Below are 23,573 nucleotides of genomic sequence, written 5' to 3'. Positions count from 1 at the left end.
ACCACAAGGAGTGAACGATGGACAGCGGATTATTTTTCAGCAGCCAGCTCGGTGAACTGCCTCTGGACACCTTTGACGTGGCCGGTTTTACCCTGGAAGAAGGGTTGTCGACCCTGTTTACCCTGACGGTGAACCTGGTCAGTACCCGGTCAGACATCGAACTGGACGCACAGTTGCTGCAGCCGGGGGCGTTGACCGTCACCGTCAGTGGCAAGGAACAGCGCACGATCCCAGGGCTGATTGCCAGCCTGACGCAGGGAGAAAGCGGTTTTCGCCGCACCTACTATCAGGCGGTGATCCGCCCGGATGTCTGGGTACTGAGCCTGAAACAGGACAGCCGGATCTTCCATTTCCTGTCGGTGCCGGACATCGTCAATCAGGTATTGGACGAACACCGCATCCCTTACCAGAGCCAACTCCAGCAGACCTATCCACCGCGTGAGTACGTGACCCAGAAGCGCGAAAGCGACCTGGACTTCATTCTGCGGCTGATGGCCGAGGTGGGGATCAACTTCTGGTTTGAAGATAACGAACTGGTGTATGGCGATTCGCACCTGAGCATGACAGAAGGTATCCCGCTGACCTTCAACCCGCATATCCAGTCGCCGACGCAGGGGGATATTGCCCATCGGTTGACTCTGGGGGCGTTCATGCAGTCACGGGAAAGCGTGCTCAAGGACCGCGAACACCGGCGACCAGACCATCCTCTGCAGTTTAAACAGAGCGATCCCGCATTGGGCGGTGAAGCCACCCAATACTCGGTATTTGAAAGCTATGGCCGTTATCAGGATGACCAGACCGGGCCGCAGCTCAGCACCGTGCGGCTGGAGGCCATGCAAGCAGGCACACAACAGGGCGCAGCAGAAACCAACAGCATCCGGCTGATGCCGGGCACGATTTTTACCTTGCAGGGCCATCCGGTGCAGGCGCGCAACGATCGCTGGCAGGTGATCACCGTCAGCCACCGTGGGGAGCAGCCTGCCGCGCTGGAGGAGGAGAGCAACGGCAGCGGTACCACCTTCACCAACTCGCTGACCTTTGCGCCGGGGAATATCGACTGGCGGCCAAGCTACCGTTACAAACCGTTGGCCGACGGGGACGAGGTGGCCACGATCGTCGGGCCAAAGGGCGAAGAGCTGTACGTCAACGAGCTGGGCTGGGTGCGGGTGCATTTCCACTGGAACCGTTATGACCCGGCGGATGAAAAAGCCTCCTGCTGGGTGCCGGTCTCCAACCAGTGGGCGGGGGACGGTTTTGGCTCGGTGACGCTGCCAAGGATTGGCCAGGAAGTGCTGATCAGCTACCTCAACGGCGATATCGATCGCCCGGTGGTGAGCGGGCGTTACTACAACGGCCTGAACAAACCGCCGTATCCGTTACCGGCCAACAAGACCAAATCGGTCTGGCGCACCAAATCGCACAAGGCCGAGGGCTTTAACGAACTGTCGTTTGAGGATGAGGCGGGCAGCGAGGAGATTTACCTGCACGCGCAGAAAGACCTCAAGGCCCTGGTCAACAACGATGCGCACTGGGACATCCGCGCCAACCAGAGCAGCAAGATTGGCGGCAACAGCCTGAGCGAAATCGAGGGCAACCGGGAAAGCCGCATCAAGGGCGAACTCACGCTCCACACCAGCGGCAAAAAGTCCGAACTGGCCGACGGCGGATCCCATTTGCAGGTCGGCAGCGCCTATGTGGTGAAGGCTGGGCAGGAAGTGTCGGTAGAAGCCGGAGCCAAAATCACCCTCTCGGCGGGCAGTGAGCTGACGCTCAAGGCCGGGGGCAGCTTTATCAAATTGGCACCGGGGGCCATTTTCACGTCGTCATCGTTGCAGGTGGGCAGTGGCTCTGCGGGCAGCGGACAGGGCGTCAACCTGAAGATGCCGGGTGTGGTGCCGTTGCTGGCCGCCCCCACGTTGATCCAGCAGGGGGTGCTTAGTAGTGATGCTCCGTACTGTGAAGAGTGTGAGAAATGTAAAGCCGGAGGTTGCCCGATAGATGAGGCCCCTGCCAAGCCGAGTGCCCAAGGTGCAAGCAGCGGCTTTGTACCGCAATCCGGTGGAGCGATGCCAGCAACGGCCAGTGTCTCTCAAGGGATGCCCGGCAGTGGCTGGGCCTCGACAGGCGGTGTTTCTCAAGCGTTGCCTAACGTTGGCTCGCTGCCTATCAGTGGGCTGACCTCAATGGTTAACGCAGGCAACCTGTCTGGTGCCACAGGTAAAGACTATTTGAATATGCTCGGCGATCGGCTCAAAAGTTCGCAATCTTCTGATGTAGAAGAGCTATTCAAAAACATGGGCAAAAAGTCATGAACAAAAACCGCATACAGGACTGGATAAGAGAAACGGCCGGAACACCGCTGTATGCCATCCTGGCCAATACCCACGGTGCACAAGGTATCAAAGCTTATTACCGGGAGGATGGCAGCCGCACGCCTTATGGGCTCTATGCCAACACCCCCTATGCCAACTGGTTCGAGGTGATGCCGGTGATGGTGCAGCTCAATGAAGGTAGCCCATTCCTGCGCTGGGTGGCAGAAACCCCTTTGCGCAACTGGGGCTGGCTGGCACGTTCGCCGTTGCCGCAGGCTGCCCTGGCGACCCACCTTGCCGGTTTGACGCAGGTGATCATGCCCAGCGGCAAAGCGGTGTTTTTCCGCTATTGGGATGGGCGTTATCTGCCAGCTTACCTGCGCTACTTTGGCGATGAGTGGCGCACTATCCTGCCGGTATTCTCCGATTACTGGGTGAACGGCGAGGTATTTACCTGCCCAGTGGATCCTTCTGCGCAGGCCCAGATTAGCCCCTGGTGGCTGGTGCCCCAAGGGATGGTGGATTCCCTGCTGGATGAAGATCCAGAACCGCTGATCGCCAACCAGCTGACCTGGCTGCGCGAGAATGAGTTTGAACTCTATCAAGCCGTGCCGGAACCGGTGTTGCGCCAGATTGCGTTGCGGCTTTACCCACAGGTCTGGCAACAGACACCAGATCCGAAGAAGCGAACCGCACGGCTATCCCAGGCCCTGGTAGATGCGCTGAGCCGCCGTACCCATCCGTTTGAGGTGATCACCTTCAACGTTTCCTCTTTTCGACCGTGAGTAATGGACTATGACGACCGAATATATTGCGAGTATTGACAATGCCTTGCTGGGCTTCAAAAACAAGACCCTGATCACCCAAGAGTATCGGCAGATCGTCAAGGAGTGGGCCACGGCCAGCAGCATTTCCGGGCGATTAGGTGGGCCGACGCTGGAGATGGAAAAAACCCTGCGGCTCAACGACAGCAAGACCGTGGTCTCGGAAAACGATCGCAGCTTTGAGAGTAGCGTAGTGACCTGCCCGAAGAGTGGCGAGATCAAGGTGGCCCTCGCCTATGAGTCCACACTTGAACTGCCCATCCCCGATGTGACCATTGAGATCTATGAGGATGTCAGTTTTGGTTTTGACTCGAAGGTGGCTACCCAGCAGACCGATGAGCAAGGCATAGCGCGTTTCCCTGGTCTGACTGCGGGCAAGAAATATTACGTTAAAGCCACCGATCCCCAGCTTGAGCAGCACAATGACCAGATGCTGCAAGCCTATGACGGCCTGATGCTAGAGATGTACGACACCTTGTCAACGCAATGGCAGACCTACAGGCCTCAGTGGCAGCTGAGCCCAATCAATGCAGGCCTGTTGACCGCGCTGGGCGCTGGGCTGTACGACGGCATGTTCGGGCTGTGGGACGACGTAAAACTGGCCTACGACGTGATCACCGACCCCGCCAAGTACGGGCAGAAAATCTATGCGGAAGCGGGTAAGTATAAAGATCTGATCACCCAGTTGGATGAACAGAAACTGAAGTCCCTGCTGGAAGGCAGCAAGCAGATGGCCCGCGAGCTGTTGGCGCTGTTCAATGATGAAGCTGCGTTGTACCTGTTTATGCGTTCGGTGGAACTGCAAGTGCGTATGTACCCCTGGGGTGCACTACTGGAACCGATGGTAAAAATAGGGGGTTCCATTATCAGCGATGCATTGGTCGGCATTGTCTTTGGGGCGCTGCTGACCCTGGTGACCGCCGGGTTGGGCGTGGCGTTCCTGATCTATAAGGTAGGCAGCTTGCTCAAGAAACTGGGCAGCGCATTGCAGTCTGTCTGGCAGGGGCTGAAGACGATTCTGTTTGCCACCCTGGAACTGGTCAAACGGTTCTTTGAGAAGACTCGCCAACTGAACCTCAAGCGCCAGGCCAATGCCAAGTTGAAACAGGATCGGAAAAACCAGCTGGGTTCGTCAAACCATACTGGTCTGGTGGATAATTCAGGCACGGTGAAAAACAACCCCGCGACAAATGCGGCTGACCAGTCCACGGTGAACTCGCAGTGCACCCCCGGCAGCGGCTGTCCGGTCTCGCTGATCAACGGCGAAGAACTGCTCACCTTGGACGATGGGCAACTGATTGGCCTGACGCCCTTTATCTTCCAGCGTCAGTACCGCACCACCGCTGTCGAACGCACGTCTGTATTTGGTTTTGGCTGGAGCCACAGCTTGCAGCATAACGTGGAGTTTATCGGTGATGAACTGCACTGGACCGATCATCAAACCCTCACCACCATTCTGCCATTACCTACCGAAGTTTCCCCAAGCGGGCTTAACTATGTAGCTGGGGCCGCCGTCTATCTGGACGAGGAACCTGATAGCTACTGCCTGATGGCCGGTAGCCTGGAAGGCTGGGTGTTGCATGTGCATCGGGTTACGGGGCAAACGACCGGGCGCATCACCGGCCTTTCACACCGCCAGTTGCGATTGACCCTGCATTATCATGAGGGCTTACCTGTTCGGCTGGAACATCCGGCTGGTGCGGCCTTGCAGTTTAGCTATCAGGAGCTGCCTCAAGGCTGGCGCCTGACGCAACTGAGCCTGACCCCTGAGTCGGGTCGGGAAGAGGCTCTCCACCCGCTCATGACCTATGAGTACGATGAGCGGGGGCAACTGAGTGCCGCTATCAATGCGGCCGGGGAAGCCGAGCGCTATCAGTATCGTGATGATTATGTATTCAGCCTGCGGCAGTTGGCCGGCGGGGCTGAGTTTTATTGGGAATGGCAAGGGGAAGGCAAACAGGCCCGTGCTGTGCGCCATTGGAGCAACCTGCCGAACCTTGACCAACGTTTTCTGTGGGATGAACAACCCGGGGCCGTCACCCTCGTCCATCAGGACGGTTCACGGGAGACCTGGCAACATGACACCCGCTTCCGCCGTCTGATCAAGAAAGTCGACCCGGACGGCGCGACCCACCTCAATGAATACGGTGAACGCGGTGAGCTGCTGAGTGAAACCGATCCGTTGGGCAATCGCACCGAATATGGCTATAACAGTGAACTTCAGTGCACTTGGGTGCGAACGCCTGACGGACAGGAGACCCAATACCGTTATTCGCGTGGCCGAGTAGTAGAGAAAACCACCTGGAGCCTCGATCAGGAGGACAAGATCCGTGAACGGTATCGCTACGATACGCAGGGCAACCTGACGGAAGAAACCGATGCGTTGGGCAATACCTGCCACTACCTGTGGTCTGCACAAGGGGCACTCAACGAGGTGCAATACCCGGATGGCAGCCGCGAGCGCTTTGTCCGCGATGCGTTTGGCCTGGTGCTGGAACACCATCAGCGCAACGGGCTGACCCACTACACTCGTTACAACCTGCTGGGGCGGGTGATCCGGCACAGCGACAGCCCACTGGACGAGGCCGGGGTCAACGGCACCCGTTATACCTGGAATGCCGCCAACCGGCTGGAGGCTATTCACGCGCCTGACGGCACAGTGCGCCACTATAGGTACAACGCCTACGGCAAGGTCACCAGTGAGCGTGATGAAAAGGGACTGACCACCCAATACGAATACTATCCAAATTCCCGTTTGGTGAGCCGGGTGATATATCCCGACCTCAGCCAGGTGGAATACCGTTATGACAGTCCGAAGAGTTTAGTCAGCGACATCATCAACCAGAACGGTGAACACCATCGGTTGGCTTATCACCCCAACGGGTTGGTGAGTGAAGAACACACCGTTGACGGACGCCACTTCCTCTATGACTACGACTTGAACGGGCACCTGACCCAGCGCACCGAGTACGGCACCAGCCAGAGTGAACAGACCGCGCTGGTGACCCGCTACGAGCGGGATGCTGCCGGGAGGCTAGTTCGCAAAGTGTTGCCAGACGGTAAGGAAGTCAGCTACGGCTACGACAGCTTTAACCGCCTGCGACTGGTGGACGACGGGCAGTGGCCGCTGGCTTACGGTTACGATGAAGTCGGGCGGCTGACGGAAGAGTATCAGGGCTTCGCCAGCCTGTTTTACGGCTACGACAGCGCAGGTAACCTGACACGCCAATGCCTGCCCGACGGCAACATTCTGGCCTACCAGTACCAACAGGGGCAGGTCTCGCGTATTGCGCTTAATGGTCAGGTGCTGAGTGAGCACCAGTATCGCGGTGAGCAGGAAATCCGACGTATCACCGGCGAAGTGGTAAGCGAGTTTGATTATGACGGCCAGCAGCGCTTGCGCCATCAACGGGCCATCGCCGTCGTGCAGGCAGAAATGGAAGGTGATGCTCCGGGCGTGGCACCGATAATGCAACGCCGCTATGAGTATGATCCGACAGGCAACCTGACACAGATCCTCGATCCGCATAAAGGCAACCGGGAATACCGCTACGATAAACAGCATCGCCTGACCGAAGCCCTGCACCACCCGATAGCCTACCCCGAAGCCTTGCCGCAAGCGCTGCGCTGGCGGGGTATCAGTGAACAGTTTACGCACGATGCAGCGGGTAACGTATTGGGGAACGATGCTGCCTCCCGTGGAACACAAGTGCGTGGCAACCTGCTGAAGCAGAAAGGCGATGTACGGTTCGAGTATGACGAATTTGGCAACCTGACACGTGAGGTGCGCAGCACCAAGCCATTATGGGTGCGGGAGTTCCGTTATGACTGCCAGCACCAGCTGGTGGAGTTCATTGAACAACGACAGGGGCAGAAAACCCACTTTGCCTATACCTATGATGCCTTTGGTCGACGCATTAAGAAGCAGGACCTGCTCTCACAACAGCCCGATGCGCTTACCCGGTTCTTCTGGCAGGGTGAGCGGATGGTGGCAGAATGCGCCGACGATGATAATATCTTCACAGCGGACGACCCTAAACCAGCGCACCAGGCAACCTATAAAAGCTACCTGTACACCCCCGGCAGCTTTGTGCCACTGGCACAGTTGTTGGGTAAAGGGCGTAAGTCGGAGATTTATTACTACCTGACTGATCACCTGGGTACCCCTCAGGAACTGGTCAATGGCAAAGGACAGATTGCCTGGAGCGCGGCGTACCGCGCCTACGGCAATCTGGCGGTAGCGTTCGTTGGCGCAGTGGCGCAGCCATTGCGATTCCAGGGACAGTATTTCGACGCGGAAAGCGGGCTACACTATAACCGGTATCGTTATTACTCGCCGGAAACGGCCCGGTTTATCACGCCGGACCCGATTGGACTAGCCGGTGGGCTGAACCAGACGCAGTATGTGCCTAACCCGACTGGATGGGTGGATCCGTTGGGGTTGACTAGTGTGCCGGGAGGATGTCCTCCAAACTCAGATTTACAAGCTGGCGTGAAGACGGGTGAACCTGAAATTCCTGTAACTGGGAAATTCAAATGGGGAAATCCAAAGAGCACACCAACGTATGGTCATACGTTTGCTGACCATGGGCAAAAATTAAAACCAAATCAACTAATAGATCGAGCAAGAGGTAAAGGACATCAAGTAGGACAATATGTTGATGACAATGCAGCAGCCAATTTTATTGCTGATGTTGCTGGAAAAGGTCCAGGAGTTCACAATGTTCCACTACCAAAAAATGTAACAGGCAGAGGGTACTTACCAAATGGAGTAGAGTTAAAGCCCGATATGGCAAGGGTTGTAGTAAAACCCGATGGTTCAGTTAGAACATCATTCCCATATGACTCTGCACATCCCAACTAATTATAAAGGAGCTTTAAATGAATTCCATAAAACGAATATGTAGAGATCTTGGTATACCTGAAGGCGATAAATTCACCCAGGATTGGGCATATGAGCTACCTGAAGAGTTTCGCACTGACAAATGGTTAAGTAAATATACGTTAGCTTACTCTAACGATGATTATTCTGAATCAGAGCAGGATTTGTTGATGCAGTTAATACTCGATGTCACTAATGATTGTTTAAATATGGGTGTGAGTGCTAATGATGAGGTGATTATTAATGCTTTGAGTTTGCTTTCAGGTAATCACCAGAGGTATTCTGAGTTAATTGAATACTGGGCGCAAGATGGTGAGCCGTTGGAGGATTGTTTTGCGTTGACTGAAAAAATAAGAGAAATAAGAAATAACATTAGATGAGCGTTGTCTGTTACTTTATTATTAGTGATGTTTATAAATCACTCACCACTGGATAGATAAAAAAGACCGGAGCTTCTGATTGTTCCGGTCTTTTGCCATTCAGCCACTTCATTAGTAATAGTGCGGGCAACTCACTGTTACGTCCCGCGCTCTTATCATACTTTGTCCCAAATTATTCATCGTACGATTAAGGGCAAAAACGGTGTGTTTCCCACACTGGCATCGAACGGCAAACCCACCGGTCCTACTTTGACATCATACTTTGTCCCACTTTGCTGTCATATCGTGGTTGATGACTGCACATTACTGACTTTTCGGCGCAAAAAAAGGGCTTTCGCCCGCTGGATTAATTTGCTTTACTGCTCGCGTAAGCGAGCAGTAAAGCAGGGATTTCAGCCCTGTGCCGTGGGTGACTTGAGCACGTCTTCGTATGTGCGCCAATGCGGTTGAATAAGTACGTGATTAACATGGGACAGGGTGACGGTTTTCTGCGTTTCCTTTGCCGCTTCTATCAGACTGCCCAGGCACAGATTGCGGCATAACCGCAAATTCCCCTCCGCCGAGCGAACAATGACCTGCAATGCCCCCTCGTCAAAGGTATTGATGCCCATTTTCGCCTGTTTGAGTTCCGCCTGGATATAGCGCTCCATATCCTCATCATTCAAGGGCTTAAGTGTGCAGGAGTAGGTGATGCGGCTTTTAATGTCTTTGTTGATGGACAACGACAGCCCGTGTAACAGCGAAGGCTGGCCGAACAGCACCAGGTTGTGGCTTTTGGGAAAACGTTCGAACAGCAGGCGCAGTTTGCGCAGTGTCTCCCACTCCAACAGATGCGCGTCATCAATGAGAATGTACAGCGTTTTTCGCTCTCGAACCTGGAGGCCGCCTCTATCAGGTCGGCCTCCAGGTTCTTCTCTTTGCTGTCCAGCAGGAAGGCGTCCGCCAATTGCCAGATGATCTGCCGATAGGTGTGCATCGTGCGTGAACAGCAGACCACCGTGCTGTCGCGCTCTTTATTGCTTTGCTCCAAATGCTCGCGCAATATCGTTTTCCCCACCCCAGGCTCCCCCGTTTTCTCACCGCTAACGAACCAAATTCAAAGTCTTCCTGTCGGTTAACCACCGATAAATTAGACAAAAAAAAGTTAAGGGATGCACCCAAGCATAAAAAATTTTAGCAAAAAATAAGGAATAATGGTATTGTGATGCGATAAAGTATTTTTATGGATTAAAGCTATGGATGAACTTGTTAAAAAAATAAGTAGTTATCATATATTTAACTATTTAATACCAGGTGTGATTTTTGCCTTTTTAACTGATGCATTGTTCGATTATAAATTTAAGTTTGTTCAAGATAGTACGGTGATAGGTTTGTTTTTTTATTATTTTCTTGGGTCAATAATTAGCCGAGTGGGGTCACTAACTTCACCATTAATTGATTTTGTTTTTCGTATAAAGAAAGAGAATTACGTAAATTACATTGTAGCTGAAAAGCAAGATGTGAAAATTGAAGTTTTGACTGAAATAAATAACATGTATAGGTCATTTTATTCAATGTTTTTAATTATCAATATGTTAAATTTAAAAAATAAATTACATGATGATAGTTCTAATATATATCAAACTACGGGGTTGATATTGGCATTTTTAATTTATGTTTTTTCATATAAAAAACAGACTGGATTTATTGTGAAAAGAGTTAAGAAATATACCGCGTCAAATCAATGACGCGGTAACCATTATTAAGATGGTCTATATATTGTTGATTTAAAACTCTTCCTTCTATTGTCTTCATGTTTTCTTAGTTCTATAAACTTCTTAGGTTTGAAGTTTTCTATAATTGCTGCCTTCTCATTATTTTTATTGACCTTCAAGTCGTATATATTATAGCTGCCAACATCATTCCCTGTGGATTCAACTATCACGTCTTGAGATTTTGTAGTATATAACTCAATGCCTATGCTATAAAGTAAATCTCTGACATGTTGTTTTGGATGATCATATTGATTACCATGATTACTACTACATATTGCTATTGATGGATCTATTTTTTCTAATAAATCTTTTGTTAGCACGTCACTATGACCACCATGATGAGGCAGAATCATTATATCAACCTCATCTATCAGTGAGCTGTTTTTTAATAATGCTCCTATTTCAACAGACTCAACATCTCCTAAACTTAACACATTGAACATTCCTGAACGAAAAAATTTCACTATAGAATTATCATTTGCTTTTTTTGAGTATTCTTTAGGATGGAAAATAATATTAGTATACTTATATCCAGAGGTGGGTTTTAAGTTTTTCACAAACTCTGGTGTTACTGCAATAATAGTTGATGCACTATTTTGCTGACTTTTGTACTGCTTGATTAAGTTTAATGCTGCAGCACTACCTGAATTGGGAACAGGAGGGTATCCTGGATATTCTATTTTTTTAGGTTTCAGGGATTTTAATATCCAATCTAATTCACTTACACTACAATGATCTTGATCCCAGCTTGTTATATGCAACAGTGAGATGCTTTTATGTTGAAATAACTCCATTTCTTTTATTATTCTTTCTTGTACATCTTCTGGCGCTCTAGCTTCAATCAAAACAAATTCGTTCTCTGTAGCATAAGAAAAACAAGAGCCAGCATTAGGTAATGTATATGCTCTAAATCTTGTTTTGATTCCCTTCAATTCATCACTCATTCTGAGATCTCCTGATGTAGCTGTAAATGATAGTTTTCTTCGGTTTGATATCAGATTGGGGCTAGTACATTAAATTTCAAGTGCAGCAGAAAAAAACTCATGCTGTACTACGGAATTAAGTGATGTGTTTACGGGTAAGTTGCTGATATTAAAGTATTGGTTTTTATTGGTTTTTAGGTTTTTCAGAGCGAACGGTTATAAGTATTGTTAAACTCAAAGCATGATCTTGAGGCGTATATTGGCTTTGTTAATGGAATAGTCGGTGTGCTGGGCAAAGCTGCACTGATCTTGAGGGTGTAAGTCCCTCTGTAGAAAGGAATAGCCAAACCTCTACATAGCGAGTCTTGCATTTCCGGCGTTAACAAAGGAGATGGAGCGTAGACAGCGAAGCATCCGAGCCGAAACCAACTGGTGAACGTGATAGCTCCGAAATACATTTTAATCGTGTGTGCCGAAAATTTCGTCTAGCTTGCAGGCAACAGTGGTTGAATGGCCACACTGGCAAGCATTCATTCAACCGCACACAGCGGAGCCGCAGGCGTCGGCGAGTTTGCAGAGAACAGTGTGGAACCCAGGAGATCCTGATACCTCTCAAGGGAACGAGTATCTCAGGTACAAGTGCTAAAACACAAGACAACAGAAACGGGTATCAGGGAAGTAGGAGCCAGCCATAGTAGTGATGAAGCGAGTAATGATTCTGGAGCGAAGAGCTGGCAGACAGATCGAACGTGAGAGAGAAACAATGACCGTACACAGCAACGACGGGAAATCATGGTTAACGAAGCTTGAGCGTATAGGTGAGAAATCAGCAGCCAATAAATACGAGATGTTCAGTAATCCGGGGCATTTGGTGAACGTTGGTTTGGCGTCTTTATGCTGATGCTGACTGTCTTTGCTCGCCTGCTGACCAGAGAGTAGTCCGGGCAGCGCAGCGACAGGTCCATCAACTTAAAAATCGAGTCAGCGAAGCCCTGTAATGCCCGGAGCGGCAGGTTGAACACGCACTTCATCATCAGAACCGTCGTGATAGCCATATCGGTGTAGTGAAGCGGTCGGCCACGACCTTCAGGCTCTGTACTGTCAGTCCATGCGGCAATGGTAGACTCATCAAGCCAGACCGTCAGTGAATCGCGCTGCCTGAGTGCCTTGTTGTAGGCTGACTAGTTGGTAATCTTAAACTTTTGCTTTGCCATGGGGACCTGATGCTGAAACGACTGTAGTGCTTAGATCCGCCAATCTTCTGACAGTTCGATTTATTCACAAAGCCTGGTCATACTGTTTCTCATCCCTGAACCCAATGGGAATAGATGACCTCACATCAGAGACATATTCGTACCGCCCCTAAAAAAATGATTAGTCTGAAGAGAACCAATTTAATTCAACGCTGTCGCATCTATTTAAATCTTGATTTTTTCATGTTGACTTGCGATCGCAAATGCGATTTATTGTCAGTCTCTTAAATCAAGTAATCAATAGGTGACGCCATGTCATATTTTCCAATAAATGCTTTTCCACAACTACTACGTGAAGCTATTTTCGATGTTGAGGAGTACACGCAGGCACCGCTCCCATTAATCGCCTCATCAGTGATAAGCGCACTGTCATTGTCATGCCAGAGTCTGATTGATATAAAAATTAATGATGCAGTAACATCACCAGTATCATTATTTTTATTGGTGATAGCTGATTCTGGGGAACGAAAGACGACGGTGGACAGAATGGTGCTCAAACCTTTCTATCAGCACGATACCAATTTATTAAATGAATCTGAAGAGAAAGAAAAATATTATGGTCTTGAACATAAAATCTGGCGTGAAAAAGAAAAAGCGATTTTAAACCTAATCAGGAAAAATGTCACCAAAGGTCAGGATACCGAGGCATTGTCGCAGCGTTTACGGGAGTTTCAGGTTGATAAACCCATTCCGCCGAAAATCAGAAGACATATTTATAATAATGTCACACCTGAGGCTTTACAGCTTGCGATGTATAGCCACTCCCCACATGTTGGACTGATTGCTGATGAAGGTGCCAATATCTTGGACAGACAAGTGATGAATGATTTGAACTTTATTAATTCAATGTGGGATGGTGTCAGCTTTCACGTTGATCGTAAAACGACACAGAGCTTTACGATAGAGAATGGGCGTATTACCTTGTCAGTAATGGTACAAAAAAAACCGTTTAACTCATATTTAAAACGACAGGGTGAAAAAGCACGTGGTAGTGGCTTTTTTGCGCGTTGCTTCCCATTGTTTATTGACGAAAATTTGACAACGCAGGGAACTCGTTTTGCTCGTGCCCATTCAGGTAATTTGAAGTTTCTTGATTGTTTTTATCGGCGCGTAGATGAACTGATAGTGAAAGGTTCTTCTCATAATGAACTCAACCGTCGGGTATGCTTATCATTATCACCCCCAGCTCAATATGCGTGGGAGCAAATTTATAATGAAATAGAAGGTCGTATTGGCCCAGATGAAGAATATGCCAACATGAATGACTTTGCGTCTAAACTGGCGAATAATGTCGCACGGTTATCAGCCTTGTTTGGTTATTTTACAGAGGGAGAATGCTCAATAAAAAAAGAATACGTTGAGAGTGCTTGGTTATTATGCGAGTGGTATATGAAGCAGGCTATCAATCTGTTTGGTTATGAGGAGGGGCATTATGAAGCATTGCTATTGTCATGGTTGCGCCGTGAGTATACACGTTCAGGGCGAGACCGTATCAGGTATAATGATATACGACGCAATGGTCCTAATGTGCTACGAAAAGGAAAATTACTGGATAAAGTGATTGCTAACCTTGAAAAGGCAGGAGCAATAGAAGTGGACTACTCGCCGAATGGAGCAAGAATAGTGTATAGATGTCGATATTTTGATAACAATGTTTTTACGGAAAATCCTGCTTTTACATTTTACTGAGCTGCTACAGTTGCGACTGTCGCAAGTTTTTACAGGAGATAATGAAAAAAACAATGAAATCTAATTTCAGAGTGAAATTATCGCAAATTAAATGATTAGCATGCAATCAAGCCAAGCAGTAGCATTTAACTTTAGATAACCAGTAAAGACATTAATGTCGGTATAGTATTATATGTATTTATAACATGTGTATATGCTATACACTATAGGCTAATAATATTAACCTGTTATGTGATTAATACATTCCTGCAATGGGGTAAGCGTATTGAGCATGAATACTGTACTGATCAAATTTATAACCCTATGAACTGTATTCTTCACAAATCCAGTCCTATGTTGCCAATATCTATAGTTAACAGCCTAGGAAGGCATTGAGCAGATTTCATGAGGTGTTTCTTTGAATGAGAGAGATTTATGTCTTTATGATGAATGCGGTTACTCTTGTTTAAATGTTATTGCTTATCCAAATAATCGTTACCAAACGAGTGAATGATATGCACAGGTGTTAATATGATGCAATACTCTTATAATACTCAATATCAACAGGCTTTTTCTGAAGTCATTAATCAGGCAGTGAAAGAATTCCCACGCACTTTAGCCTTACGGGTTGATTTGCGTTTTCCTAGTGATTACAGATACGACTCATCGAACAAAGCATTTACCCGTTTTATTGAATCGTTAAAAGCCAAATTAAAAGTAGATTGTCAAAAAAAGAATCGGCGTTGGAGACGAAACTGGTGTAATCGGTTACGGTACATATGGGTGCGTGAAATCGGTGAACGTAACCACCGTAAGCATTATCACGTTTTATTGCTACTGAATAAAGACTTTTACTACAGTGCTGGGAAGTTTGATTCAGATGCCAGTCTGGCAGCATTAATCCAGCAGGCGTGGTGCAGTGCGTTAAGTTTAGACTTGGGACGATATGCCTCATTAGTGAATCTGACGGAAAAGGGGTGTTACTGCTTGAATGGGAATTCGCCCAATTATATGGAGCAAGTCACTGCATTGATCGGGCGCATGGACTATTTGGCGAAAGACCATACAAAATGTTATGATGACGGATATCGTTCAATCGGGACGAGTCGTAGATAGGATTGTTGGCGTTGCTGCTTTGGCCAAAGATCTTGCCTCGCTATCTCCAGACAGCGTTTGCATAGGAAATTACTCCGCAGCAATTTTTACTGGTTGTGCCAAAGAGTGGATAAGCACCATCCTGGTACCCCCATGTCGGGCAGAAGCTGGCCCCAGTACTGCATGAGGCCTGGGGCTGCACCTCTTTGGCAAGGCTTTTATAGACCTCATAGAGGTATCCCTTCGCACTCTATTGGTAGGGATATTTCAAATCAGTCGTGTACACAGTTAACACGGGTGGAAGGTCAGTGCCACAAGCCGCTGTTCAATTGCGGCAGTGTTAATTAGAGTGCAGCCTAATGGCCGGGTTTCAATTGCAGGCTCACAATAGACAGAGTATGCTTTAATCGAGAACATAATTTCAGCCAGTGAATGATTCATCTCCTATCCTTGATATTAACGAATATTTCCGGACATCCATTAACATGGGAAATGCAGAGTTTCCCTGGACGGGAGATATAATCCTGAACACTGCCATTTCCAATTAATTTATACTCTGTTGAATAAACCTTCGTTGGTGTGGAAAAACACCATCCTGTCTCAGATTTCTGTACGTCGCATTGGAATACTACGGTGTAAAATGGAGACGTTGATTTATCAATGGTAGGCTCACACCCTAAAAGAGAAAACAGGGATAAAAACATAACACCCATCCTCATCTGCATCATCGCTTATCCTTGTCCATAAAAATTACTGGGGTGCCATTCATGCCTGATACATATATCTTTGTTGATTGAGCATAAGCATTCATGGAATCAGAAAGTGCATTCCCACTCAGAGTGTATGTACTATTTTTCGTGTCATGATAGTAATCCTCTAACTCACCATCCCCCCTTAACGTATAAACTGCAGCATGCCTATTTTGTCCGGGGATCATAACCACATCCGTGATCACATAAATCTTATGTGATGAGCTAAAGCACTGTCCCCATCCGAATGCACAAGGAAAAATGGGTACAATGTACTCATTGTCTTTTTTTATACCGACATCTCTTTCAAGGCGAAAGTGTAGATCTCGTGTCATGGCGTTTTTTTCAATATCTGAAATTTCCTTTAATATATCGTGAACTTTTTTATCGTAAACTTTTTGAGGCCTGGTTTCATTTGTATTATCATCATCCGATTCTAATAAAGAACTAGCGTGCTCATTAGCGTTTATCAGTGCTTTGACTTCATTTATCTTATTGTCTATCACACCGACATCTGCTTCACTCTTCATATCTACAACTTCACCACTCGATACGGATGATTCTGAACTGGGTGAGGGGGTGAGTTCCATAGGGGCTCTATGGCGATGTAATATTACTTCTTTTTCGTCTTCAAGTGTCCTCATATTCTGATATAACTCGTATTTTTTGCGTGACAACTCTGACACTTTTGAATGTAATTCCTCCTCCTGTTCTTTTTTCGCTTTATCTAACCGCGTCAACGTCGCACGAATCTCGTCAATATGAGCGGCTTCATCTGTGGTCAGTTCATAAGTATAGTTTTTCCCAGCAAAACCAAAAAGCATAGCTCGCTCATTCAGAGTGTAGTCTATTGTTTTAGCATTCACGAGAGTCACAGTAAAGAGAGTGATTAACATACTGGATAAAAGTGTCTTTTTCATTTTTTAAAAACATCCGAATAAAAATTGATGCATATAGGGTTTTTCAGTATTTACTCGCATATCTTCCCTCATGTTTTATCTCTCAACTCTCAAAATAGGAATGGTATTTCCTTTTCAAAAAATGATGGGATATCAAATTCCAGGATTTAAAAACTTATCCGCTGCATGAATGTAGTTCTCTGAGGGAAACACATCCAGGACATCACCTTTTGATGACTTGATAATCAGTGCTTCTCCTTTGAAAAGTTGCTGATTGATAAAGTCAAATCCTGAGGATGTTGCGGTGAAAATAGCGGGAACAGCACCTGCATCATCGCAATAAAATATGACTTTAATTCTCTGTCCATTGACATCAATAAAACCTGATGATTCAGGCTGGTAAAACCTACACTTCGCATTGCTCTGTATCAATATGAAACTGAGGCCAATATCGCTTTTTATTTCCTGAATGGCAATCTTGTACGTTTTTTTCTCTCCTTCTGCAAAGGCAATCCCTTTCCCTCCGACTTGCCAACCACTTGCTAAAGCCAGTAGCGGTGATACTAATAGCATCCATCCAATCACTATCCATGGCAATCCTCTTTTCATTTTTCCCTCACTGTTTTTTGATACTGAGATAATAACGACTGAGCGTTAGACTCGTGTATTGACGTACTCCACGGCGTTGTTGAATAAATAGATATTATGCTGCGGGCCTACAAAAATGGCGGTCTTCCCCAACGTAAAATCAGTAGGTTAAAGTCAGAATTGTGAGATGCTCGCAATAGTGACAAGCATCTTTGACCAAAAAAGGTATGTAAAAACAGCATGATTCCCTATTATTCAACAAAGCCGTACTCCACAGGAATACAATGCTTTCTGCATATTGTTGATGAAATATTTATCTTCCAGTACGTTGACGCCATACCCCCAAGCCTTACCATAGTGAATCACTAGTTGGTCATAGAGGCAACTGAAAATACTGTCGTTGGTTGTCACGGCATTTGAACTGGCGTTAATAAAGATTTTTCCTCTTTAGGTGCACAGGCGACAATGATAAATATTACACCGATGATAAAAATAATGCGTTTCATCCTTTATGCTTACCAAAAAAGAGCAAATAAAAAACGCCAAGACCAATGAGGGGACCGCCAATCGCTTTCCCTACCGAGCGGAACCTAATGACTGTCCACACCAGTTCTGGCTATATTAGCCGCAAACCCTCGGTCACTGTATTCCCTCAGAAAGTCCCATAAAGGGCTGTCAGCAATGCAACCGTGAAGTCACCCATGGTGACTATCTTCCTTATTTTCAATGATCCCCCCTTTTTCATGATGTTAAGCAAACATCTACGGTTTCCCTGGTGTTGTCGCGATAAACAAGGCACGCCGCTTTGGGTGCTGATACCACTACACCTCTCTGCAACATATCGCCCAGACCCTGGCAACATGCGCGGTCATTCCTATTGATAATCTCAATCTTTCCTTCGTCCTGTAACAGTCTGACGACACGCCAACACACTGACTTTTTGGTCATCTCATGTGCAATACAACTTACCATTGATAGTTTGTGCAGATCAATATTAATATATTGATCGGTATTAACGATCAATAATACAAGCCCTCTCTCTTTGTCGAGGTCGCTTCCTGTCCGTTTTATCCTGGGGACGATGTGGGGAAGGAGAACTCAAAGGGACTCTTTATAACTCTATGATTTTTAACATCTATATTACCAACATGATTATCGGGAAGCCCTCTCGATAACACACAAGGACACCTCATCATGAAACCGATTATCCCGCTGGCCCTGTTGGCCTTCACCGTTCTCTCCACGCCTGCTCAGGCAAAGACCACCACCACGCTGGCCCAAAATCAGGTGGTCGACGGCCAGCCCCGTATCGTCATTTTCCAGTACGACGGCAAAAATGCCTTCTGCCTGCAGGTGCCGAAAAAGTACCAGCCCAACAAGGCCGTGGGCTGTTTTGCCGAAGGCGACGCAGGGGCCATCAACAGTGCTGCCAATGGCAATCTGGCCAGTGACGAGAACTGGACCAACATGAAAGATGAAGGCACCGAAATTTGCTATGCCGGTGAAGGCCGTTGTCCGGTGCCAGCCGGGTTGACAGACCTGCTTGACCCTAAAACCAATAAGGAATGGGGCGTCTGGCGGCCTTAAGCCCGCGTAGCGTCCTCTGCTCAGGGGGCCATCGGTGGCCCCCTTTCTCTCGCCGTAGGTCTGTCTCTTATTCAAGGTTCCCGCCATGACAACACAACGTTCCGGGGTCACCGTACTCCATGAACATCTTTCGCTCCTGCCCGCTGCCGTGCGTGAACGACTGATGCAACGCCTGCAGCAGGTGGTGCAGTATCAGCCGGTGATTGGCGTGATGGGCAAAACCGGTGCCGGGAAAAGTAGCCTGTGCAATGCCCTGTTTCGGGGTGACCCCTGCGCGGTCAGTGATGTCGATGCCTGTACCCGTGCCGCCACCCGGCTGCAACTCACCTTTGGGACCCATGCTCTGACGTTGATTGATTTGCCCGGGGTCGGTGAAAGCCGGGCGCGTGACACCGAATACCAGGCGCTATACCAGCAGTTATTGCCCGAACTTGACCTGATACTCTGGGTCATCAAGGCCGATGACCGTGCCCTGTCGGTGGATGAGCACGTCTACCACCAACTCCTGAGCGCCGCAAATCCCAGTGTACCGGTGTTGTTTGTGGTCAATCAGGCCGACAAGGTCGAGCCGGTGGCCCAGTGGGACCGGGTGAAACAGCAACCCTCGGCCTGCCAGTGGGGCACGCTTGAACGCAAGGTCCAGGCGATTGCCCAACACTTTCAGGTCCCGCCCGCACACATCCAGGTCGTCAGTGCTGCCACGGGGTATCAGTTGCCTGACCTGGTGGAGGCCCTGGTAACCGCGCTCCCAAAGGAGGCCAGCAGTGCGGTGACCGTCCAACTGCGCGAAACCTACCGCACCGACACCGTACTCGACAAAGCCCGCGACGATTTTGGCGACACCGTCAGCGAACTCATCGACTGGGTTATCGACACCGTGCCGCTGCCCACACCCGTCAAAATACTGGTCAAGTCGGTCAAGAATACCGTCCGACAGGTGGCTAAATCCGTCTGGGGCTGGTTTTTCGGGTAATGCACCACGGTGAGGGTTATCGACGATATCCCGGCCTGTTCCGGGGTTGATTACGCTTAATTTTGATTACACTTAACAAGGAAACAGCGATGAAAGGTTTTTTGGGACTCTATTTCTTCCTGGGTTTTGTCACCTCCGTCTATAAAGCATTCTGGGGGGAACAGGCATCACGTGGTCTGGGCTACGCCATCGGCCAGGGGCTCATTTGGCCCGTGGCCTGGTTTCCTGCCCTGGGTGATATTCTCGGCGGGATTATCTGGTTCTGCGTCATTGCAGGGCTGCTGTGGGCGTATTACGGGAGACGATAGCCATGAAAACGACATGGCCTCTTCTGCTCGTGCTCGGCACGCTAGCGGGCTGCGATGCCCCTGAAAAACGCGAATTCATGCAAGAATGCAAAGCGCAGGGCAATACGGCGATGTGCGACTGTGCCTACAACAAAATCACCGCCAGATACGGTGAGGGATGGGGGCGTGACGTGCGCGTCATCCAGAGACCGGGCTTTGCTGACTATCTGCTCCAGACTGCCGTCGAATGCACGTCAGAATAAGCCCCGGCGTTAGACCGAGGCCGGTGTCATCGCCCCACGTGACACCACTGCACCATTGATCCACGTTGCGTTAACACCCGGGAAATTTTCCCCACACCGTCCAGACAGGCCCCCCGGTTTTTCCGGTGGGGCCTGTTTGCTTTATGCACTTTATTGAGGAAACCAACCATGAGACTCGCTTCCCGTTTTGGTCGGGTGAATTCCGTTCGCCGCGACCGCCCGTTAACCGTTGATGAACTGGCCCATTACGTCCCCAGCGTATTGGGTGACGACAAACACGCTTCCCGCAGCGAGAAATATCGTTATATTCCGACCATCACCTTACTGGAACGGTTGCGTGAAGAAGGATTTGAGCCGTTCTTTGCCTGCCAGACCCGTGTTCGCGATCCGGGCAAACGTGAACACACCAAGCATCTTGTGCGCCTGCGTCGTTCGGGTCAAATCACTCAAAAAGAGGTGCAGGAAATCGTGTTGCTCAACAGCCACGATGGCTCCAGCAGTTACCAGATGATCCCAGGCTGGTTTCGTCAAATCTGTTCGAATGGTTTGATTTGTGGTCAGAGTTTTGGCGAAATTCGTGTGCCGCACAAAGGGACCGAGATTGTAGATAAAGTGATTGAAGGAGCCTACGAGGTACTGGGAATATTTGACCGGATAGAAGAGAGCCGCGAAGGGATGCTGGCGTTAACGTTGACCCCCGAGCATCAGCACACCCTGGCGCACGCCGCATTGACCTACCGTTACGGCGAAGAACATCACCCCGTTACCGAAAACCAAATCCTGATGCCCCGGCGTTGGGAGGATAAGAAAGATGATTTGTGGACAACATTCCAAAGGCTGCAAGAAAATCTCAGCAAAGGCGGATTATCCGGTCGCAGCGCCACCGGCAAACGGGCACAGACCCGCGCGGTCAACGGGATTGATGGCGACATCAAGCTAAACCGCGCATTGTGGGTTATGGCGGAGCAGCTCAAGCAGGCAGTGGCCTGATGCAACACGTTCCCACTGACGCACGGCAGGCAGAGTGGCACCCGTTGCCGCTGGACAATCACCCCGGTAGCCGTTCGATATCAGATGACGATCTGTGCGCCTGGTGCAACCATCTTTGCTACCGCCCCGGTGAGCGCAGCCTGTGCCGGTTGGCTGAGGAAGAAGGCCACTGGCCTGCCTGCTTCGATCCTGATGGCTATGCCCAATCCTGCGCCGAACTGCGGTTGATCTTCACTCTGCCGCAATAACCCGACCACCGTCCCCCGTAAGCACTCACTGACCGTTACCACACCCCGTCCAGACTGGTTCCCCTGTTTTCCGGCGGGGGCCTTTTTGTTATTTACCTCATCAATAAGGATATCCATGAATACGCCTTCTGCTCTCTCTACAGCAATCCCTCAGGCCAGCGAACTGATCGCTACGCGGGTGCCAGACCACCAACGCGCTCGTTTCTGGTATCAGCACTTCGGCAGCGTACCCCAATGGTTCCTGCTGGAGACCCACGTATTCAACTGGCTGGATCGCCTCTGTGCGGATTACCACGGCGGCTCCTGGGGCTTCTACACGCTCGGTAACGGCGGGGCCTTTATCGCCCCCGAGGCTGATGACGATAAAAAATGGTCACTGTTCAACACCCTGAACGGCAACGGTGCTGAAATGAGTGCGGAGGCGGCGGGTATAACTGCCTGCCTGATGGCTTACAGCCACCACGCCTGCCGCACCGAGAGCGAGGCGATGACCGACCATTTCTACCGCCTACGAGAATATGCGCTGCACCATCCCGACAGCCGCGCCATATTCTTTCTGATTGACTGAAACGAGGTTCGCTCATGCAACAAACCCAATGGCTTTCGCCACCGCCCCCCTTCACCGCCAATCAGCAGCAGATTGTCAGCCAGGCACTGGCGATACTCGAAACCCAGCTTAAACACCGCCCTTATACGTTCAACGCCCCAGAGGCGGTGAAAACCTGGCTCAAACTCCACCTGCAACCTCAAAGCCGCGAATGTTTTATGGTGCTGTTTTTAGATAATCGCCACCGGCTGATCGCCAGTGAAACGCTCTCGGTCGGCACCTTTAATGCCACCGTCGTCTATCCCCGCGAAGTGGTGATCCGCGCATTACACCACCAGGCTGCTGCGGTGATCCTCAGCCATAATCATCCCGCCGGGGAAGCAGAACCCAGCAATGCCGACCGTACCCTGACGGATCGTCTGGTCAATGCGCTGGATCTGGTGGGGATCCGCGTGCTGGATCACCTGATCATTGGCGACGGTGAACCCCTCTCGCTGGCGGAACGCGGCTGGTTACCTTGCTGAATCCATCAAAAAAGGAGTATTCGATGACCACCTTATTCAACACGTTGATGATCCGCACGGGGCAACGACTGCTGCAACAGTATCGTTACCCCGATGACCTGGAATGGCACTGGTCTCTCGGCTATTGCCAGGGCGATGGCTGTGCCTGCGTCGGCACTCTCGATAACGCCGCACTCCGACAACTCTTACCCGTATTGGCGAAACGCAAGTCACTGAGTATCGGAACCCAACAGGCCTTGGCGTCCGTGCTGTCGCTGTCGCTGTCTCCGGTGACGGTGTCGTTGACTCTGAGTCGCCGTGGAGGACGTGCAACCCATGCCGGGTGTATTCAGATTGAAATCCTCGATTTTCCCGACGCTGAAGAGGCGCTGTATCAAGCTCTTTACCACGCCCTGCGTCAGGATATCGACATCTTGTGTGCGGTTGCCGAACGGCAGGGATATCAACTGTTGGACGCCACCTCGCCCCCCTACGACAGTGACGTGCTGTTTGAACGACGGACACGGCACTTTGCCTTGCGGGCCATCGCCGAAGCCCACGATGACGGGCGGGACTCCGCTGAAGATCCAGCGTTTTGGGACGAGACATTGGACCTGTTGTTGGCGCACGGTGCCCGTTTATTGACGCTGCGGCTGGAACTGGTCTGTCTGACTACCGGTGACTGCCTGGCACGGGACTGGCAATCCGAGGTATTGATCAGCGCCAACCAGCCGGTACGCCAGTGGTTCAACCGTGAGGTTCTGCCCGAACTGGTGCAGGCCGCCCGTCACGCCATTGAACAGACGCGACTGGCCTACCAAGCTATTCGTTCTGCGGCATAAAGGAAG

The 23,573-nt window shown here is 49.7% G+C and carries 20 protein-coding genes and 3 pseudogenes; 17 read left to right on the top strand and 6 right to left on the bottom strand.

Annotated features, from left to right (window positions below):
* The first annotated feature begins 17 nt into the window (after positions 1–17).
* From tssI to ACKWMY_RS06840, 4 genes are read left to right on the top strand one after another with little or no spacing between them, the layout of a single operon-like run.
* Complete coding sequence (gene tssI / locus ACKWMY_RS06855) at positions 18–2,312, top strand: type VI secretion system tip protein TssI/VgrG (RefSeq protein ID WP_409486086.1); 2,295 nt, start codon at positions 18–20, stop codon at positions 2,310–2,312.
* The gene (locus ACKWMY_RS06850) at positions 2,309–3,097 is read left to right on the top strand and encodes a DUF4123 domain-containing protein (protein ID WP_409486085.1); all 789 of its coding nucleotides are present in this window, start codon (positions 2,309–2,311) and stop codon (positions 3,095–3,097) included. The genes tssI and ACKWMY_RS06850 overlap by 4 nt, the downstream gene beginning before the upstream one ends.
* Before the next feature lie 10 nt (positions 3,098–3,107).
* The gene (locus ACKWMY_RS06845) at positions 3,108–8,000 is read left to right on the top strand and encodes an RHS repeat-associated core domain-containing protein (protein WP_409486084.1); all 4,893 of its coding nucleotides are present in this window, start codon (positions 3,108–3,110) and stop codon (positions 7,998–8,000) included.
* 17 nt (positions 8,001–8,017) lie between these two features.
* Positions 8,018–8,398, top strand: coding sequence for a hypothetical protein (locus ACKWMY_RS06840; protein ID WP_409486083.1), 381 nt, complete (start codon positions 8,018–8,020; stop codon positions 8,396–8,398).
* A 392-nt stretch (positions 8,399–8,790) separates the two neighbouring features.
* Here the strand turns inward: ACKWMY_RS06840 and ACKWMY_RS06835 are convergent, their stop codons facing one another.
* Together ACKWMY_RS06835 and ACKWMY_RS06830 are read right to left on the bottom strand one after the other, a co-directional pair.
* On the bottom strand, positions 8,791–9,225 hold the full coding sequence (locus ACKWMY_RS06835; protein ID WP_409486082.1) for a hypothetical protein: 435 nt from the start codon (positions 9,223–9,225) through the stop codon (positions 8,791–8,793).
* A gap of 59 nt (positions 9,226–9,284) precedes the next feature.
* Positions 9,285–9,494: pseudogene (locus ACKWMY_RS06830) on the bottom strand (AAA family ATPase); the annotation flags it as partial.
* Between the two features lie 139 nt (positions 9,495–9,633).
* Here ACKWMY_RS06830 and ACKWMY_RS06825 point away from each other — a divergent pair.
* The gene (locus tag ACKWMY_RS06825; RefSeq protein WP_409486081.1) at positions 9,634–10,125 is read left to right on the top strand and encodes a hypothetical protein; all 492 of its coding nucleotides are present in this window, start codon (positions 9,634–9,636) and stop codon (positions 10,123–10,125) included.
* A 14-nt stretch (positions 10,126–10,139) separates the two neighbouring features.
* Here ACKWMY_RS06825 and ACKWMY_RS06820 read toward each other — a convergent pair whose 3' ends face one another.
* Positions 10,140–11,096, bottom strand: coding sequence for a ComEC/Rec2 family competence protein (locus ACKWMY_RS06820; protein WP_409486080.1), 957 nt, complete (start codon positions 11,094–11,096; stop codon positions 10,140–10,142).
* A 691-nt stretch (positions 11,097–11,787) separates the two neighbouring features.
* Here ACKWMY_RS06820 and ACKWMY_RS06815 point away from each other — a divergent pair.
* A pseudogene (locus tag ACKWMY_RS06815) lies at positions 11,788–11,952 on the top strand (group II intron reverse transcriptase/maturase); the annotation flags it as partial.
* Position 11,953: 1 nt separating this feature from the next.
* On the opposite strand, the pseudogene ACKWMY_RS06810 reads toward ACKWMY_RS06815, so the two are convergent.
* Positions 11,954–12,289: pseudogene (locus ACKWMY_RS06810) on the bottom strand (transposase); the annotation flags it as partial.
* Positions 12,290–12,580: 291 nt separating this feature from the next.
* On the opposite strand from ACKWMY_RS06810, the gene ACKWMY_RS06805 reads away from it, so the two are divergent.
* On the top strand, positions 12,581–14,017 hold the full coding sequence (locus ACKWMY_RS06805; RefSeq protein WP_409486079.1) for a YfjI family protein: 1,437 nt from the start codon (positions 12,581–12,583) through the stop codon (positions 14,015–14,017).
* Positions 14,018–14,527: 510 nt separating this feature from the next.
* Positions 14,528–15,112, top strand: a complete 585-nt coding sequence (locus tag ACKWMY_RS06800; RefSeq protein ID WP_409486078.1) for an inovirus Gp2 family protein — start codon at positions 14,528–14,530, stop codon at positions 15,110–15,112.
* 703 nt (positions 15,113–15,815) lie between these two features.
* Here ACKWMY_RS06800 and ACKWMY_RS06795 read toward each other — a convergent pair.
* Both ACKWMY_RS06795 and ACKWMY_RS06790 read right to left on the bottom strand, forming a co-directional pair.
* Entirely contained in the window at positions 15,816–16,760 is a 945-nt protein-coding gene (locus tag ACKWMY_RS06795) for a hypothetical protein (protein ID WP_409486077.1), read from the bottom strand.
* A 132-nt stretch (positions 16,761–16,892) separates the two neighbouring features.
* Positions 16,893–17,348, bottom strand: coding sequence for a hypothetical protein (locus tag ACKWMY_RS06790; protein WP_409486076.1), 456 nt, complete (start codon positions 17,346–17,348; stop codon positions 16,893–16,895).
* A gap of 1,173 nt (positions 17,349–18,521) precedes the next feature.
* On the opposite strand from ACKWMY_RS06790, the gene ACKWMY_RS06785 reads away from it, so the two are divergent.
* The 9 genes from ACKWMY_RS06785 to ACKWMY_RS06745 all read left to right on the top strand — a co-directional run bounded on the left by ACKWMY_RS06785 (position 18,522) and on the right by ACKWMY_RS06745 (position 23,567).
* Positions 18,522–18,914 carry a hypothetical protein gene (locus ACKWMY_RS06785; RefSeq protein ID WP_409486075.1) on the top strand — a complete coding sequence of 131 codons (393 nt, stop codon included), beginning with the start codon at positions 18,522–18,524 and terminating at the stop codon, positions 18,912–18,914.
* An 85-nt stretch (positions 18,915–18,999) separates the two neighbouring features.
* Entirely contained in the window at positions 19,000–19,887 is an 888-nt protein-coding gene (locus ACKWMY_RS06780; protein WP_409486074.1) for a GTPase family protein, read from the top strand.
* Positions 19,888–19,976: 89 nt separating this feature from the next.
* Complete coding sequence (locus ACKWMY_RS06775; RefSeq protein ID WP_409486073.1) at positions 19,977–20,195, top strand: hypothetical protein; 219 nt, start codon at positions 19,977–19,979, stop codon at positions 20,193–20,195.
* 2 nt (positions 20,196–20,197) lie between these two features.
* Entirely contained in the window at positions 20,198–20,437 is a 240-nt protein-coding gene (locus ACKWMY_RS06770) for a hypothetical protein (protein ID WP_409486072.1), read from the top strand.
* Between the two features lie 168 nt (positions 20,438–20,605).
* A complete protein-coding gene (locus ACKWMY_RS06765) occupies positions 20,606–21,427 on the top strand; it encodes a DUF932 domain-containing protein (protein ID WP_409486071.1) in 822 nt (273 codons plus the stop codon).
* Positions 21,427–21,675: a hypothetical protein gene (locus ACKWMY_RS06760; RefSeq protein ID WP_409486070.1), complete on the top strand. Its 249-nt coding sequence runs from the start codon at positions 21,427–21,429 to the stop codon at positions 21,673–21,675. The genes ACKWMY_RS06765 and ACKWMY_RS06760 overlap by 1 nt, the downstream gene beginning before the upstream one ends.
* Positions 21,676–21,790: 115 nt before the next feature.
* Entirely contained in the window at positions 21,791–22,243 is a 453-nt protein-coding gene (locus tag ACKWMY_RS06755) for an antirestriction protein (protein ID WP_409486069.1), read from the top strand.
* A gap of 14 nt (positions 22,244–22,257) precedes the next feature.
* Positions 22,258–22,746 carry a RadC family protein gene (radC, locus tag ACKWMY_RS06750; RefSeq protein WP_409486068.1) on the top strand — a complete coding sequence of 163 codons (489 nt, stop codon included), beginning with the start codon at positions 22,258–22,260 and terminating at the stop codon, positions 22,744–22,746.
* 23 nt (positions 22,747–22,769) lie between these two features.
* Positions 22,770–23,567 carry a hypothetical protein gene (locus ACKWMY_RS06745; protein WP_409486067.1) on the top strand — a complete coding sequence of 266 codons (798 nt, stop codon included), beginning with the start codon at positions 22,770–22,772 and terminating at the stop codon, positions 23,565–23,567.
* Positions 23,568–23,573: the final 6 nt, after the last annotated feature.

The organism is Serratia sp. J2 (assembly GCF_046269175.1).
Classification (GTDB): Bacteria; Pseudomonadota; Gammaproteobacteria; order Enterobacterales; family Enterobacteriaceae; genus Chania; species Chania fonticola_C.
This window is presented reverse-complemented; position numbering and strand designations above follow the sequence as displayed.

Excerpts from the sequence above, each read along its gene's own strand:
- tssI (WP_409486086.1), top strand. The coding sequence starts at position 18 with ATGGACAGCGGATTATTTTTCAGCAGCCAGCTCGGTGAACTGCCTCTG.
- ACKWMY_RS06850 (WP_409486085.1), top strand. The coding sequence starts at position 2,309 with ATGAACAAAAACCGCATACAGGACTGGATAAGAGAAACGGCCGGAACA.
- ACKWMY_RS06845 (WP_409486084.1), top strand. The coding sequence starts at position 3,108 with ATGACGACCGAATATATTGCGAGTATTGACAATGCCTTGCTGGGCTTC.
- ACKWMY_RS06840 (WP_409486083.1), top strand. The coding sequence starts at position 8,018 with ATGAATTCCATAAAACGAATATGTAGAGATCTTGGTATACCTGAAGGC.
- ACKWMY_RS06825 (WP_409486081.1), top strand. The coding sequence starts at position 9,634 with ATGGATGAACTTGTTAAAAAAATAAGTAGTTATCATATATTTAACTAT.
- ACKWMY_RS06820 (WP_409486080.1), bottom strand. The coding sequence starts at position 11,096 with ATGAGTGATGAATTGAAGGGAATCAAAACAAGATTTAGAGCATATACA.
- ACKWMY_RS06805 (WP_409486079.1), top strand. The coding sequence starts at position 12,581 with ATGTCATATTTTCCAATAAATGCTTTTCCACAACTACTACGTGAAGCT.
- ACKWMY_RS06800 (WP_409486078.1), top strand. The coding sequence starts at position 14,528 with ATGATGCAATACTCTTATAATACTCAATATCAACAGGCTTTTTCTGAA.
- ACKWMY_RS06795 (WP_409486077.1), bottom strand. The coding sequence starts at position 16,760 with ATGAAAAAGACACTTTTATCCAGTATGTTAATCACTCTCTTTACTGTG.
- ACKWMY_RS06790 (WP_409486076.1), bottom strand. The coding sequence starts at position 17,348 with ATGAAAAGAGGATTGCCATGGATAGTGATTGGATGGATGCTATTAGTA.
- ACKWMY_RS06785 (WP_409486075.1), top strand. The coding sequence starts at position 18,522 with ATGAAACCGATTATCCCGCTGGCCCTGTTGGCCTTCACCGTTCTCTCC.
- ACKWMY_RS06780 (WP_409486074.1), top strand. The coding sequence starts at position 19,000 with ATGACAACACAACGTTCCGGGGTCACCGTACTCCATGAACATCTTTCG.
- ACKWMY_RS06775 (WP_409486073.1), top strand. The coding sequence starts at position 19,977 with ATGAAAGGTTTTTTGGGACTCTATTTCTTCCTGGGTTTTGTCACCTCC.
- ACKWMY_RS06770 (WP_409486072.1), top strand. The coding sequence starts at position 20,198 with ATGAAAACGACATGGCCTCTTCTGCTCGTGCTCGGCACGCTAGCGGGC.
- ACKWMY_RS06765 (WP_409486071.1), top strand. The coding sequence starts at position 20,606 with ATGAGACTCGCTTCCCGTTTTGGTCGGGTGAATTCCGTTCGCCGCGAC.
- ACKWMY_RS06760 (WP_409486070.1), top strand. The coding sequence starts at position 21,427 with ATGCAACACGTTCCCACTGACGCACGGCAGGCAGAGTGGCACCCGTTG.
- ACKWMY_RS06755 (WP_409486069.1), top strand. The coding sequence starts at position 21,791 with ATGAATACGCCTTCTGCTCTCTCTACAGCAATCCCTCAGGCCAGCGAA.
- radC (WP_409486068.1), top strand. The coding sequence starts at position 22,258 with ATGCAACAAACCCAATGGCTTTCGCCACCGCCCCCCTTCACCGCCAAT.
- ACKWMY_RS06745 (WP_409486067.1), top strand. The coding sequence starts at position 22,770 with ATGACCACCTTATTCAACACGTTGATGATCCGCACGGGGCAACGACTG.